The sequence below is a fragment of the Agromyces sp. GL_144 genome (assembly GCF_057834305.1).
Genome location: NZ_CM174399.1, coordinates 1,975,903 through 1,989,927, shown reverse-complemented (window position 1 = coordinate 1,989,927; position 14,025 = coordinate 1,975,903). Strand labels below are relative to the sequence as shown.

Annotated in this window: 10 protein-coding genes and 1 tRNA gene; 4 read left to right on the top strand and 7 right to left on the bottom strand. The window is 72.5% G+C overall.

The annotated features are described in order from the left end of the window. Nucleotides 1-87: 87 nt before the first annotated feature. The 4 genes from AC3IPY_RS08935 to AC3IPY_RS08920 all read left to right on the top strand — a co-directional run bounded on the left by AC3IPY_RS08935 (nt 88) and on the right by AC3IPY_RS08920 (nt 5,786). The gene (locus AC3IPY_RS08935; RefSeq protein WP_489188099.1) at nt 88-3,903 is read left to right on the top strand and encodes an SCO7613 C-terminal domain-containing membrane protein; all 3,816 of its coding nucleotides are present in this window, start codon (nt 88-90) and stop codon (nt 3,901-3,903) included. A 67-nt stretch (nt 3,904-3,970) separates the two neighbouring features. Further along, a tRNA-Gly gene (locus AC3IPY_RS08930) sits at nt 3,971-4,044 on the top strand. Nucleotides 4,045-4,233: 189 nt separating this feature from the next. Beyond that, a complete protein-coding gene (locus tag AC3IPY_RS08925) occupies nt 4,234-5,235 on the top strand; it encodes a hypothetical protein (protein WP_489188098.1) in 1,002 nt (333 codons plus the stop codon). A gap of 62 nt (nt 5,236-5,297) precedes the next feature. Beyond that, complete coding sequence (locus AC3IPY_RS08920; RefSeq protein WP_489188097.1) at nt 5,298-5,786, top strand: Dps family protein; 489 nt, start codon at nt 5,298-5,300, stop codon at nt 5,784-5,786. Nucleotides 5,787-5,900: 114 nt separating this feature from the next. On the opposite strand, the gene AC3IPY_RS08915 is transcribed toward AC3IPY_RS08920, so the two are convergent. The 7 genes from AC3IPY_RS08915 to AC3IPY_RS08885 form a co-directional block, all read right to left on the bottom strand. Beyond that, entirely contained in the window at nt 5,901-6,563 is a 663-nt protein-coding gene (locus AC3IPY_RS08915; RefSeq protein WP_489188096.1) for a response regulator transcription factor, read from the bottom strand. Between the two features lie 123 nt (nt 6,564-6,686). After that, nucleotides 6,687-8,099 (bottom strand): sensor histidine kinase, encoded by a 1,413-nt coding sequence (locus tag AC3IPY_RS08910; RefSeq protein WP_489188095.1) that lies wholly within the window; start codon nt 8,097-8,099, stop codon nt 6,687-6,689. After that, a complete protein-coding gene (locus tag AC3IPY_RS08905; RefSeq protein ID WP_489188094.1) occupies nt 8,089-9,645 on the bottom strand; it encodes a multicopper oxidase family protein in 1,557 nt (518 codons plus the stop codon). Before AC3IPY_RS08905 ends, AC3IPY_RS08910 begins: the two co-directional genes overlap by 11 nt. Nucleotides 9,646-9,734: 89 nt before the next feature. Beyond that, nucleotides 9,735-11,255, bottom strand: coding sequence for an amidohydrolase (locus AC3IPY_RS08900; protein WP_489188093.1), 1,521 nt, complete (start codon nt 11,253-11,255; stop codon nt 9,735-9,737). Between the two features lie 97 nt (nt 11,256-11,352). Continuing rightward, nucleotides 11,353-12,357, bottom strand: a complete 1,005-nt coding sequence (locus AC3IPY_RS08895; RefSeq protein WP_489188091.1) for an Fpg/Nei family DNA glycosylase — start codon at nt 12,355-12,357, stop codon at nt 11,353-11,355. A 5-nt stretch (nt 12,358-12,362) separates the two neighbouring features. Next, complete coding sequence (locus AC3IPY_RS08890) at nt 12,363-12,863, bottom strand: ribose-5-phosphate isomerase (protein ID WP_489188090.1); 501 nt, start codon at nt 12,861-12,863, stop codon at nt 12,363-12,365. Nucleotides 12,864-12,872: 9 nt separating this feature from the next. After that, a complete protein-coding gene (locus AC3IPY_RS08885) occupies nt 12,873-13,880 on the bottom strand; it encodes a DUF2332 domain-containing protein (RefSeq protein WP_489188089.1) in 1,008 nt (335 codons plus the stop codon). Nucleotides 13,881-14,025: the final 145 nt, after the last annotated feature.

Below are 14,025 nucleotides of genomic sequence, written 5' to 3'. Positions count from 1 at the left end.
AGACGAGCGGCGGATGCCTCGAGCCGGTCGCGACGCGCCTGTGGACGGTTGCCCGTGGTCGTGGCCGGCTGCTGCCAAGGTGGTGGCATGAGCGACCACCCAGCCGGCGTGCCGGCGGATCTTCCCCGCTGGCCCGCGGACCCGGCACGGTTCGTCGACACGACGTCGTGCCCGTCCTGCCTGTCGCCGCTCACCTCGGCCCGATGCGCCGTGTGCGGCCTCGACCTCGCCGTGCCCGAGGCCGCCGAACTGCTGGCGAGCGGTCGGCGCATCCACGACGAGGGGGTGCGCCGCTCCGACCTGATCCGGCGCATGTACGCGGCGCAGGCGGCGGCCGCCGCACCCACGACACCCGCGCAGGCGACGCCCGCCGCCGCGCAAGCGCCTGCTCCGAGCACCTGGGTCGCGCCTGCGACGCCCGCCGCAGCGGCGACAGCCTCGGCTCCGGCGGCACCGGTCGGGCCTGCTGCTGCTCCGGCGGCACCGCTCCTGCCCGCCGAACCGGTCGTGCCGACCCCGCCGGCCGTGCCCGCGGCCCCGCTCGCGTCCGCCCCCGCGTTCGCCACCTCCCAGCCCGCCGTCGACGGGGCCGCAGAGGCCACGGCCGCTGCGGGACCACGCCGTTCCGGGGTGCAGGTGTTCCTGCTGACGCTCGGCGTCGTGCTCATCTCGGTCGCCGCGATCGTCTTCCTCTTCGTGGCGTACCTCGTCGCGAGCCTCGAGGTGCGCTCGGTCATCATCGCGCTGGCGAGCGTGCTCGTGCTCGGCGTGGCCTGGCTGCTGCGCAGGCGCCGGCTTCCGGGCACGGCCGAGGGCGTGGCATCCGTCGCCGTCGTGCTGCTGCTCCTCGACGTCTGGATCGTCCGCGCCAACGGGCTGTTCGCCTCCGACCTCGTCGACGGCGCGAGCTACACCGGCGGTGCCTTCCTCGTCGTGGCGGCCCTGCTGGCCGGAACCCGTGCGGTCAGCGGCATCCGCGTCGCCGGGTACGCCGCGGCCGGCCTCGTGCCCGTCGCCGTCTTCCTGCTCGGCATCGGCGCGGCTCCGGCCGGCGAACCCGGCACCGCCGTCTGGATCGGCGGGCTCGCGGCATCCGTCGTCGGCTCGCTGGCCGCCCTGGCTCCGCGCTCGCCGGAACGAACGGTCGTCGTCGCCTCCGGATACCTCGGCGGCGCGCTGGCGCTCTTCGCTGCGCCGCTGGCCCTGGTGAGCCTCGAATGGCACCAACTGTGGGCGTTTATCGGGAGTGCCGCCGCCTGGGCGATCGCCTGCGTCGTCGGCCGTCGCCTGCCGCAGGTCGCCTGGTCGCTCACCGCGGCCGCCGCGGCCGGACTGGCGCTCGCGCTCGCGCCGGGCGTGTCGATGTTCACCGAGCTCGACTTCGAGGTCGCGATCTGGGCCGCGCCGGCCGCGACCGGGCTCGCCGCCGTCGTCCTGGCCGCCTTCGCCGGACGGCGGGCACCGCGGCGCCCATGGGCGTCATGGGCGCTCGGGGCAGCACTGGTGGTGGCCGCACTGACCGCGGGAGTCGGCGCCGTGATCGGCATCGGCTCCGTCGCCGCGCGCATGGCGGGCAGCATCCCCCCATGGGCCGGCGGGGCGGGCGAGTCCGTGCCCGTCGCGACGACGCTGCAGGCGGGGGCGGCGCTCGTGCCGGCGATCGTCGCCGTCGGTGCGGCAGCCGTGCTGCTCCTCATCGGACGACTCGCGTCGCTGCGTGCCGTACCCCTGGCCGCGCTCGGTGTCTCGGTGCTGTTCCTCGGCGTGATCGTCCCGAGCGACATCTGGTCGGCGGTGATCCTGCTCGGTCTGGGCGTCGGCGCACTGGCGTTCGCCGCGTTCGTCCCCATGCCCGGCGGCCCGGATGTCGCGGTGAAGATCGTGCTCGCGGCCGTCGGCGTCTCGGGCGCCGCAGTGGGCTGGGTCGTCGGATTCGCCGACCCCGGGATCTGGCCGTGGACTTCGGCCGTCGCCCTCCTCGCTCTGGTCGGCGGGCGCGTCCTGGCGGCCCGCATCTGGGGCGAGACGCCCGGCCACCCGATCGGGCTCGTGCACTCGACCGCGATCGGCGTACTCGCCGCGACGACGATCGGCGTGTTCGTGCCGTGGCTCGATGCGCTGGGCGTCGCGCTCGCCGAGCCCGTCGCCACCGCCTGGACCTGCCTGGGCACCGGCGCAGCGGTGTTCGTCGGTCTCGCGGCGCTCACGCGCGTCGCGTCCGCGCACGACCGCGTCGCGTTCGTGGTGCCGATGCTGCTCGCCGCGCTCCTCGGGGTGTTCGCGCTCCCCCTGCACCCCGCCGACACCGGCTGGACGTGGCTCGCGTCGGCCGCGCTCGCCGTGGCGGGAGCGCTCTGGCTCCGGCGGTCTGCGCCGCACCCGCTCCGCGTGACCTTCGCCGCCCTCGTACCGCTCGCGACCGGCATGGCGGCCGGCACCGCCACGGTCTCGCTGCTCGATGCCGACGCGCTCGGATACGTGCTGGCGGGCGTCGCGCTCGTCATGGCCGCGCTCGCGCATGTGCTTGCGCGGCCTCGGCCCGACGGGGCCGTCATCGCCTGGATCGCCGCGGTCGTGCTGCTCGGCGGCATCGCACTCTCGGCCGTGGCGTTCACGCCCGGCGAGTCGTGGTTGATCCTCGCCATCCTCGTTCCCGTGCCGATCGTGCTGACCTCGATCGTCGGCGATCCGGTCGCGGGCGATGCACCGACCCGGCACCTGTCGTGGATCAGCGCCGTCCTCGCGATCGCCTCGCTGTATTCGTGGCTCGCGGGCGACGGCGTCGACACGGTCGAGGCGTACACCCTTCCGCTCGCGGCACTGCTGGCTGCGTGCGGCGCCCTCATCACGTGGCGGCGTCGGCCCGCTGCCGAAGCGTCGACCTCGCGCGGTCGCACCGCACTCTTCGCGTCGGCCGCGGCGATCGCCGTGCTGCCGAGCGTCGGTTCGACCGCGGCATCCGAGGTGCGCACGCTCGTGCTCGTCGGCGGCGGCGCCGTCGTGATGCTCGCCGCCATGTTCCTCCCCGAGGGCAGTCGCGGCGTTCCCGCACGCCTGCTCGCCGCGATCACCGGCTGGACCGCGATGTCGGCGGCGGCCGTGGTCCGCGGCACCGCCGTCGCGGCCGGCGCCGACAGTCCCCTACCGGTCGAGTTCTGGCCCGTGCTCGGCCTCCTCGGCTGGCTCGCGATGGCGGTCGCGTGGGCGCGCACCTCGTCCCGACCCACGGTGCTGGCCGAATGGCTGGCCGCGGCATCCGTCGTCCTCGGCGCGGTTCCCACCGTCGCCGCGATCATGGCCGACGACGCCGCCACGCTGCGCACCGCCGCACTCCTCATCCTGCTCGGTGCCGCCGTCGTGGCGGGCGCCGCGACGCGCACTCCCCCGTTCGCCGGGCCCGTCTTCGGGTGGACGACACGCGGCGTCCTCGTGTTCAGCGGCCTCTTCGCCCTCGTCAGCGGCAACGTCGATCCGGCCGACGTGATCACGGCACCGATCGGCCTCGCCCTGATCGCGGTGGGGGCCATCGCCATGGCGCGCAAGCCCGTCGGAAGCTGGCCGGCCCTCGGCGCCGGCATCACCGTGCTCCTGCTGCCGCCGCTCGGCGCCGACTTCACCGATCCGCAGCTGTGGCGCATCGTCGCGCTCGGCATCGCGTCGCTCGCGACCCTCGTCGTCGGCGCCCAGCGGCGGCTGCAGGCCCCGTTCGTGCTCGGCGGTGCGGTGCTGCTGATCCACGCGATCGTGCAACTCTGGCCGGCGATCACGGTCGTGTACGAGGCCGTCTGGTGGTGGCTGTGGCTCGGCATCGCCGGCGTGCTGCTCGTGGTGCTCGCCGCGACGTACGAGCGGCAGCTGCGGCTCGCGCGCAACACGATCCGATCGATCGCGGCCATGCGCTGACCCGCACCGCTGCACGAACCCCCGCGCCGCGTGTACTACGATGATCTGGTGCCCGCGAGCGGGTCACGGGGATGTAGCTCAATGGTAGAGCCTCAGTCTTCCAAACTGATCACGCGGGTTCGATTCCCGTCATCCCCTCCACTTCGAAGCCCCGGCCGAGCACCTCGGCCGGGGCTTCATCCATTCCGCCGACGCTGATACGGCGCGCGCACCCACTCGGGGGTTCTCCCCCGCACCCTTCGGGGGCCTGCAGCCTGACGGCGAAACGGCACCGCTTCATACCGTCTCCCTGTGCCCGGAACTCCGGGCCTCATGCCAGGGGGAGAAGCCATGTCGATCGCCACCGATCTCGACCGTTCCAGCGACGGGCTGCAGCCGCCGAAACGCATCCGATGGCACGGCCCGCTCATGGTGCTCGCGGCCGCGAGCGCCCTCGTGTCGGTGGCCGCGGCGATCGGCCTCGTCGTCGACGACCGCGAGCTCGTCGGCGCGCCGATCTGGGCGAAGGCCCTCAAGTTCGGGCTCTCCATCCTCATCTACGCCGTCACATGGGCCTGGCTCATCGGGCAGCTCCGGCGCTTCCGTCGCACGGCGTGGTGGGCGGGCGCCGCGATCTCGATCACGCTCCTCATCGAACTCGGGATCATCACTCTGCAGGTGATGCGCGGGCATCGCAGCCACTTCAACAACGCCAACCCGTTCGACGAGCTGCTCTGGGACACGATGGCCGTCGCGATCGTGGTGCTCTGGCTGGCGACGCTCGTCGCCGCCATCCTGCTCTGGTTCACCCCCGGATCCGATCGGGCCCGCACGCTCGCGATCCGCGCGGGCTCGATCCTGAGCCTGGTCGGGCTCGGACTCGGCTTCCTGATGACGCTGCCCACCGAGGCCCAGCTCGCGTCGAACGGCGACATCATCGGCGCCCACACCGTCGGCGCCGGCGACGGCGGCCCCGGCATTCCGATCCTCGGCTGGTCGACCGAGTTCGGCGACCTCAGGATCCCCCACTTCGTCGGGATGCACGCGCTGCAACTGATCCCGCTGGCCCTCGTGCTCATCGAACTCGCCTCGCGGCGGATCGTCACGCTCCGCAGCATCCGGGCGCGGGTCGGCCTCGTCTGGACCGTCACCGGCGTCCTCGCCGCGATCGTGGCGCTCGTGACCTGGCAGGCGCTGCGCGGCCAGTCGATCGTCTCCCCCGATGCGCTGACGCTCGGCGCAGCGGCCGCGATCATCCTCGGCGGTACGGCCGGGGTGCTCCTGAGCCTCGCTGCGGGCCGCCGGGCGCTGACGGAAGGCCAGATCAGCCCAGCCTTCCCTTCCTTGAAATAACCAGGATGACGCGTAGCGTTGTACCTGATACAACAGCAGATGCTCCAGGGAAGGTGGACCAGATGACCGACATCCAGACCGCACCGCAGACCGGGTCGACGGCCGATGTGGCCACGGGTGTGGCGCAGTACCTCACGCCGATCGTGCACGAACTCGTCGCGCTCGCCGTGAACGGCAAGCAGGCGCACTGGCACGTCCGCGGAGCGAACTTCATCGCCGTGCACGAGCTCCTCGACACCGTCGTGGACCACGCGCAGGAATGGTCCGACACCGCGGCAGAGCGCGTGGTCGCCCTCGGGCTGCCGATCGATGGCCGCCTCGCGACCGTCGCCGATAAGAGTGGGGCGGCGAACCCCAAGCTCGGCTTCCTGCCCTACGAGGAGGCCATCGCCGACGTCGTCGCGCAGATCGACCTCGCGACCAAGCGCGTGAACGACGCGATCGAGGGGCTCGCAGAGCTCGACCCGGCCAGCCAGGACGTGGCCATCGAGATCCGTCGCGGCCTCGACAAGGACCGATGGTTCCTGTCGTCGCACGTCGCCGTCAAGTAGGCGCCGCCACGTAGCGGCCGAACGACTCCGAGGCCCCGAGCGGGGTGCCCACGCGGCATCCGCTCGGGGCCTTCGTCATCGGCGCCGCAAGCGAAGGCCTGGGGTCGTGAAGGCTCAGCGCTGCAGCCAGGCGAGCACCGCCAGCACTCGGCGGTGATCGGTGCCGGAGTCCTCGAGCGCGAGCTTCTGGAAGATGGACGTCACGTTCTTCTCCACGGCGCCGACGCCGATGAACAGCGCCTTCGCGATGCCGGCGTTCGTGCGCCCCTCGGCCATGAGCGCCATGACCTCGCGCTCGCGCGGCGTGAGCGATGCCAGCGGGTCGCTGCGCCGGCCGAGCAGCTCGCGCACGACCTGCGGGTCGAGCACGGTGCCGCCCTGGCTCACGCGTTCGACGGCGTCGCGCAGTTCGTCGAGTGAGGCGACGCGGTCCTTCAGCAGGTAGCCCATGCCGCCGTCACCCGACGACAACAACTCGTTGGCATAGGTGCCCTCGACGTACTGGCTGAGCAGCAGCACGCCCACCTTCGGCAGGCGGCGACGGATCTCGATCGCCGCCCGCACGCCCTCGTCGCGGAACGTCGGCGGCATGCGCACGTCGAGCACCGCGACATCCGGCGCCGTCTGCTCGAGGGCGTCGAGCAGGGACTCGGCGTCGCCGTAGGCCGCGATCGTGTCGAAGCCGGCCTCGCCGAACAGGCGCACGAGCCCCTCACGGAGCAGCACGGAATCCTCGGCCAGCACGATGCGCAGGGGCGTCTCCGTCGGGTCGGTCATGCCCCAAGCGTATCGATGGGCGGATGCCTCGGGCGGATGCCTCGGGCCCCGCGCCGCGGCGGGGCCGGGGTCTCGACACGGCCCTGAGAGGCCCGCCTCGAGCGCCGCCGCCGACCGGCTGGTCTATGCGGCCGACGCGACCGGGATGAACGGGATGTGCGCGCCGATCGAGGTCGGCCCGCCGACGGGGCTGTCGACCACGAGGATGCCGTCGAGGCCGCGGATGCGCTCCTCGAGCCCGGCGAGACCGTGCCCGGGTGCGAGCGTCGCACCGCCGCGGCCGTTGTCGGTGACCCACAGGTCGATCCACCAGCCGGTGGGGCCGGTGTCGCGCAGCGACGCGCGCAGGCGGATGCCGTCGGCCTCCGCGTGCTTCACGGCGTTGGTGAGCAGCTCGGCGGCGACGAAATACACGTTGCGCTCGATCGAGGCCGGGAGCACGGGCGGCGTGCCGTCGGCCGGCAGCTCGATCTCGAGCGTGACCGGGATGACGCTGCGCGCCCCGAGCGACTCGAGCGCGACCGCGAGGCCACGGTCCTGGAGGATCGGCGGCGCGAACCCGCGCGAGAGCGCGCGCAGCTCGTCGAGCGTCTCGCGCGCCTGATCGCGCGCCTCGCCGAGCATCTCGCGGGCGGCATCGGGGTCGCGCTCGATCGCACGCTCGATGCTCGCGAGGTCCATCTGCAGTCGCACGAGCCGCTGCTGCGGCCCATCGTGGATGTCGCGCTCGAGACGTCGGAGCGAGGCGTCCTCGGCCTGCACGGCGGCACCTCTCGACGCGGCGAGCCGGCTGACCTCGAGCTCGAGCGCCTCGCTGCGCCAGGCGCCGAGCACGCCTCGGGCGATCACCGCATGCAGCGCGGTCAGGCCGAGGAAGACGAACGGCAGGGTCGCGAGGAAGATCACGCCGACGACGAACTCGAAGACGGCCTCGCCCACCTGGGGATCGATCGTGAACGCGTTGCCCGGGAAGACGAAGTCGATGACGACGTCGTGCAGCCAGAACTCCCGGTCGCCCTCCGGGATGTACCGGCGCCAGATCCAGCCGGTCGTGCCCGCGAGCGCGGTGGAGGTCCACGCGATCGTGAGGCTCCACGTGATGACGCTCACGACGGGGTTGATGAGGAAGGTGTGCAGCAGGTAGAGCCAGTAGTGCCCGTCGACGAACGGCGCGAACAGCGAGCGCCAGAAGCCCTCCTCCCGGCCCCCGCGGTTCCATACCGGCTGGGCGATCGGCGGCCGTCCGGCCCACCGCAGCCGCACGAGCTCGAGCACGCCGAACCCGCGCGCCAAGTAGAGCGATGCGACGACGATGAAGATGCCGAAGACGAGCGCGATCGTGCCGAGGCCCGTGAAGAACACGGTCGCCACGAGCACGGTTCCGGTGATCGCGATCGGCATCGTCAGGATGAGGAAGCCGAACTGGCGCGGCACATCGCGCCACAGCGACCAGTACCCTCGGCGCCCGGGCGCGGCATCCGTCGTCGGAATCGGCTGCTCGATGCTCATGTCGGCGCTCACGGTCTCAGTGCTCATGGTGGGTTCCCTCGGTCATCGTCGCACGCTGACCGGGCTCGACGACGGCGAACTGCCCCATCATCCCCTGATCCTCGTGCCACAGCAGGTGGCAGTGGTACATGTACGGCGTGTCGGCGTCGGCGTAGTCGTCGAAGCGCATGAGCAGCTCGTACCGGGTCTCGGGTTCGGTGAAGATCGTGTCCTTCCAGCCCGCGAGCTCGGGCGGCGGCGCCTCGCCGTCGATGGAGGCGACGCGGAACTGCACGTCGTGGACGTGGAAGCTGTGCGGCACGGCGTTCGGGTTCTCGACGACCCACCGCTCGAGTGTGTCCACCGTGACGGTCTCGTCGATGCGGCCCAGGTCCATCGCCTCGCCGTTGATCTCGAAGCTGTCGCCGAGTTCGAAGTGGCGCGTCGTGGCGACGTCGGCCGGGTCGAAGTCGAGGATCTCGGCGAGCTGCTCGGGCACGGATGCCGCGGGGTCGAGTTCGTCGGCAGCGCGGAGCTCGAGCACGTCGAACGCATCGCTGCCGCCGTTCGTCGCCGCGACCGGGGACACGAGGCCGGCGATCTCGGGCGTCATGCGCGACTGCAGCATGACCCGCTCCCCCGGCGCGACGCGCACGAGCACCTCGGCTCGTTCGCCCGGCGAGAGCCGCACGTGATCGAGGGCGACGGATGCCTCGAGCAGGCCGCCGTCGGTCGCGATGAGCTCGATCGGCCGGTCGTCATCCCACGCGAATGCGTAACTCCGCGCCGTCGAGGCGTTCAGGACCCGCAGCCGCACGAGCTCGTCGGAGACGGCGAGATACGGATGCCGGGTGCCGTTCACGAGGAGCTCGTCGCCGAGGCCGCCCGCGTATCCGCGCTGCGCTCCCTCGCGCCGCCCGTCGTCGGAGAAGCCCGTGTCCTGCACGATCACGGGCACGTCGTCGACGCCGTACTCCCCCGGCAGTCCGAGCGAGCGCTCGGCGTCGTCGTGCAGGAGGAACATTCCGGCGAGGCCCATCGCGACCTGCGACTCGGTCTCGCCATGCGGGTGCGGGTGGTACCAGAGCGTCGCCGCGGGCTGGTCGATGCGCCATTCGGGTGACCACGAGGCATCCGGTGCGACCATCTGGTGCGGACCGCCGTCCATCGCGGCCGGCAGGTGCATGCCGTGCCAGTGCACGGTCGTGGGCTCGTCGAGCGCATTGGTGATGTCGACGCGCACGCGTTCGCCGCGGTCGGCGACGAGCGTCGGGCCGAGGTGGCTTTCATTGAAGCCCCAGGTCTCGCTCTCGACGCCGGGCGTGAACTCGGTGCTGCCCGCCTGCGCCTCGAGCGCGAACACGCGGGTGCCGTCCGCGTCGAGATGCGATTCGGCGAGCGGCGGGATCGCGAGCGGCTCGTCGAACGGCGTGTCACCGGTCGTGTCGACCTGGGCCGGACCGACGACGCCGCAGCCGGCGAACGCGAGCGCCACCAGACCTCCGGCGGCGAGCGTCGACAGCGTCGCGAGGGTCGCCTTCGGCCGGCGGATGCGGGGCGGGCGGGTCGCGTCGGGGCGCGCGTCTTGGAGCATGCCTCAAGCCTCGCGAGCGGGCCGCCTCGGCTCCAGCCGGCGGACGCCCGGATGCCGTCGGGGGTTATCCCCCGGATCCTCAGCGCCGGTCAGCCGCCGAGCGCGTCGTGCGTGAACGCGCCCGCGAGCAGGGTCGCCGCGACGGGCATGGTGCGCAACTCGTCGACGGATGCCGCGAACGGGTCGAGCTCGACCACGGCGAGGTCGGCGACCTGTCCGGCGCGAACCGTGTGGCCTGCGCCGCCGGTCGACGCCGCGAGGGCGATGCGCGCTTCGACGGCCTGCTCGGGGTGCCAGGGCTCGCGTCCGTCGCGCGTGCGCCCTACAGCTGCCGCGATCGCCACCCACGGATCGAGGGGTGCCACGGGTGCGTCGGAGCCGAGTGCGAGCTCGACTCCCGCCGCGGCGAGCTCGGCGAGCATGAACGCACGGCCGGTACGCCCCGCCCAGTAGACGTCGGCGACGTCGCGGTCGTCCATGGCGTGCTCGGGCTGCACGCTCGCGATGACGCCGAGACGGGCGAACCGCTCGACGTCCTCGTGTCGCAGCAGCTGCGCGTGCTCGATCGTTCCGCGCCGCGCCCACGAGGCGCTGCCGACGGCCTCGAACGCGTCGAGCACGCGCGAGTTGGCGCGGTCGCCGATGGCGTGCACCGCGGGCACGAGACCAGCACCCACCGCCATGCGCATGAGCGGCACGAGCTCGTCGTACGGCACGGTCGCGAGTCCGAAGGCGTGCTCGCGCCTCTCGAGGCCCGGATACGGGTCGAAACACCACGCCGTGCGGGTGTTGAGCGAGCCGTCGGTGATGACCTTGGCACCGCCGACGCGCACGAGACCACCGGTGCCGTCGACGGCATCGCCCGTGCGGAGCCCCTCGGCGATCGCACGGTCGAGGTGCTGCGGGTACACGCCGAACGAGACCCTGAGCGAGCGGATGCCACGCGCTGCGCGCCGCGCCCAGTCGTCGCGGTTCCAGCGCATCTCGTAGTCGGTGATGCCGACGACGCCGCGCGCGGCCGCACGTTCGGCCGCCTCGCCGACCCACGCGTCGAGCACGTCGTCGGCGAGGTCGTCGAGTTCGCGCACGAGCGCGAAGCAGTCGCCCTCACGGAGCAGCCCGGTGTCGCCGACCAGCTCGAGCACGCCGTGACGCCCCGCGGCGGCGGAGTTCAGCCAGCAGGCGTGCAGGTCGGCGGACACGAGCACGACGGGCACCGCGCCCGAGACGGCGTCGAGCCCGGCGAGCGTCGGCGCATCGGGCCAGAGCCCGTCGCGGTAGCCGAAGCCGATGACCTCGACCTCGCCGCGATCGACGGATGCCGCGACGAGTGCGGCGATCTCGGCGGCCGAGTTCGCGGCGGCCAGATCGAGCCGGCGCGAGACCATCGCCCACTGCGAGGCGTGCACGTGGCGATCGTGGAGGCCGGGCACGACGAAGTGGCCGTCGAGGTCGACGCGGCGCACGGTCGCGAACGGTGCGGCGGCCCCGCTCGGGCTGATCGCGGCGACGGCGCCGCCCTCGAGCAGCAGGTCGTGCAGCCCGCCGACCCCGGGCAGACGCGCGCCGGCGAGGAGCAGGGGCTCGGAGGCATCCGCTCGCTCGGTCATCGCGATCTCGATACGCGCTTCGCGCTACTCGATCGGCGGGCAGGCTTCGCGCCACTCGATCGACGGGCCGGCTTCGCGGCACTCGATCGCCGCTCGGTCATGCCTGGCACCTCGGGCACCAGTAGAGCTTGCGGGCGCCCATCTCCTCGAGCACGATGTTCGTTCCGCAGACGCGGCAGGGCAGGCCCTCGCGCTTGTAGACCCAGTGCCGGTCGTCGCGGCTGGCCATGGCGGCGCGGTAGGCCTCGGGGTCGAGGTCGTCCATGGTCATCATCTGGCCGGTCTCGACGCCGATCGCGAGCAGCTTCGCCCAGTCGCGCCAGAGGTCGCGCACGAGCTCTTCGGGCACGAGCCTTCCGGGGGTGTGCGGGTTCAGGCGCGCCCGGAACAGCAGTTCGGCGCGGTAGACGTTGCCGATGCCGGCGACGGCGTTCTGGTCCATGAGCAGCAGGCCGATGGGCGTCGGCTTGCGACGCACGACGCTCGTGAACCGCTCTTCGGAGGCTGGCCCCGGGTCGAGCAGCGGGTCGGGGCCGAGCTTCGCGACGATCGCCTCGACCTGGGCGGGATCGAGCACCTCGCATGCCGTCGGCCCGCGCAGGTCGGCGCAGACCGTCTCGGTGAGCAGGCGCACGCGTACCTGCCCGATGGGCTCGGGCGGGAAGCTCTCGGGTTCGGCGCCGGCCTTCTCGGACTCGGACATGCGGAGCCTCGTGCGACGCGGCGCGCCGATCGAGGTGATCGAGTTCTCGCCCGCCGAGTCGAAGACGACGGCGTCGGGGTTCGGCCCCTCGAGGAACGTGCCGCGCTGGTTGGTCTGCCCCATGCGACCGTTGGCCGACGCGATCGTGGCGTCCATGAGGATGTCGCCCGCGAAGTCCCACGCGCCGTACATGCCGAGGTGCACGCGCAGCCAACGGTCGCCCTCGAAGCCGAGGAACATCTGCTTGCCCACGGCGCGGGCATCGGTCACGCGTCGCCCGTCGAGGTCGGCCGCGCCCTGCGCGAACCGGCCCTGCGGGCTCGACGCGCGCACGACGTGTCCGACGAAGTTGCGTTCGAACTGCCGCGTGATGCGGTGGACGGAGTGTCCCTCTGGCACGCGGGCTACACCTCGGCCGGGTGGTTCACGCCCTTGCCCGCGATGTCGCCGGTGGTCTCGTACTCGGCGAGCTGCGCGATGCGGCGTGCGTGACGCTCGTCGCCCGAGAACGGCTCGGCGATGAACGCGTCGATGTAGCGGATCGCCTCTTCGACCGTGTGCTGGCGGGCACCGATCGAGATGACGTTGGCGTCGTTGTGCTGGCGCGCGAGGATCGCGGTGTCCATGCTCCACACGAGCGCCGCGCGGATGCCGCGCACCTTGTTGGCCGCGATCTGCTCGCCGTTGCCCGAGCCGCCGAAGACGATGCCGAGCGCGTGCACGCCCGCGGCCTGGTCGGCGGCCACGGCGAGCGCGGCGTTGATGCAGAAGGCCGGGTAGTCGTCGAGGGCGTCGTACTCGGTGGGTCCGTGGTCGAGCACCTCGTGACCGGCGTTGGTCAGGTGGTCGACGAGGGTACGGCTGAACTCGAGGCCGGCGTGGTCGGTCGCGATGTGGATGCGCATGCGCCAAGTCTAGGGATTCGGCGCCCACGTGAGCGCACGTCCGTGGGGTTGCGCCCACGCCTGCTGCACGCCGTCGAGGGCGAGCACGAGGTCGCTCGGTTCGTTCGGCACGTCCTCGCGCAGGCGGATGCCACGGACGACGCGTCGGCCCTCGGCCGAGAGCCAGTGCCCTGGGAGGTCGCGCATCTGCGCGGCGAAGCGTTGGCGCCCCGGCTCGTCGAGGTACATGAGCACCGCGGTGTGGAAGACGACGAGCGTGGCGTCCGGCGGTGCGGCCTCGGCGAGCGCGGCCACCTGCTCGTTGAGGTCGCCGCTGACGAGGTTCGGCGGGTCGCTCGCGGCGATCTCGGCGGCGGCCCGGAGCCTCGCGCGTCGATCGTCGTGTTCGGGCCAGACGAGGGCGTCCAGCCAGGCGACGTCGTCTGGTGAGCGCACGTCGAGCGGGTTCAGGTCGATGCCGGCGCGCCAGACGATCTCGGGCATGCGGGCCGGAACGGGTGCGGGCACGGCACCGCGCAGTTCGCAGTCGAGCACGACGGTGCTCGGGCCGTCGGCGGGGTCGAGCTGCGCAGGGCCGGCGAGGGCTCGGCCCGAGTACCGGTAGCTGTACCGGTCGGGATAGAGGCAGAGCCCGGCGGATGCCCCGACCTCGAGCAGTGCGATGGGGCCCTCGATGCCCGCGAGCACGGGCAGGTGCAGGGCGCAACGTGCGGCCTCGTTCGTCTGCGTGGCATGCGTCAGCGCGACCTCGCGCACCTCGCTCCAGTGGTCATGCAGCCACCCCGCGAAGACGTCGTACGGACCCGGCTCGGCCCCGAGCAGGCGTGCCGACGAGAACACGAGGTTCGGCTGCCGTTTGGGAGCGGGCAGCAGGTCGATGAGGGCCAGCACCGAGGCATCCGTCGCCGCACCGGCCGCCCAGGCCTCGTACGTGGCCGACATGCCGTGGGCTTCGACCTCGGCGAAGGAGCGGTAGCGTTCGGCCGTCGAGGCGGAGGCATCCGTGCTGGTGCTCATGCCGTCACGCTACCTCTGTCGGCCCGTGGTCTCGACACGCTCCTTCGTCGCTACTCGACCGGCCGAGCCCCGTGGATCGGTAGGCACGCCAGTGCCGCATCGAGATCAGCACTCAGGTGATCACGGGGTGGCACGCCGTAGAATT

Bases quoted from the DNA above. Each gene is read 5' to 3' on its own strand.
- AC3IPY_RS08935 (WP_489188099.1), top strand. From the start codon at position 88: ATGAGCGACCACCCAGCCGGCGTGCCGGCGGATCTTCCCCGCTGGCCC.
- AC3IPY_RS08925 (WP_489188098.1), top strand. From the start codon at position 4,234: ATGTCGATCGCCACCGATCTCGACCGTTCCAGCGACGGGCTGCAGCCG.
- AC3IPY_RS08920 (WP_489188097.1), top strand. From the start codon at position 5,298: ATGACCGACATCCAGACCGCACCGCAGACCGGGTCGACGGCCGATGTG.
- AC3IPY_RS08915 (WP_489188096.1), bottom strand. From the start codon at position 6,563: ATGACCGACCCGACGGAGACGCCCCTGCGCATCGTGCTGGCCGAGGAT.
- AC3IPY_RS08910 (WP_489188095.1), bottom strand. From the start codon at position 8,099: ATGAGCACTGAGACCGTGAGCGCCGACATGAGCATCGAGCAGCCGATT.
- AC3IPY_RS08905 (WP_489188094.1), bottom strand. From the start codon at position 9,645: ATGCTCCAAGACGCGCGCCCCGACGCGACCCGCCCGCCCCGCATCCGC.
- AC3IPY_RS08900 (WP_489188093.1), bottom strand. From the start codon at position 11,255: ATGACCGAGCGAGCGGATGCCTCCGAGCCCCTGCTCCTCGCCGGCGCG.
- AC3IPY_RS08890 (WP_489188090.1), bottom strand. From the start codon at position 12,863: ATGCGCATCCACATCGCGACCGACCACGCCGGCCTCGAGTTCAGCCGT.
- AC3IPY_RS08885 (WP_489188089.1), bottom strand. From the start codon at position 13,880: ATGAGCACCAGCACGGATGCCTCCGCCTCGACGGCCGAACGCTACCGC.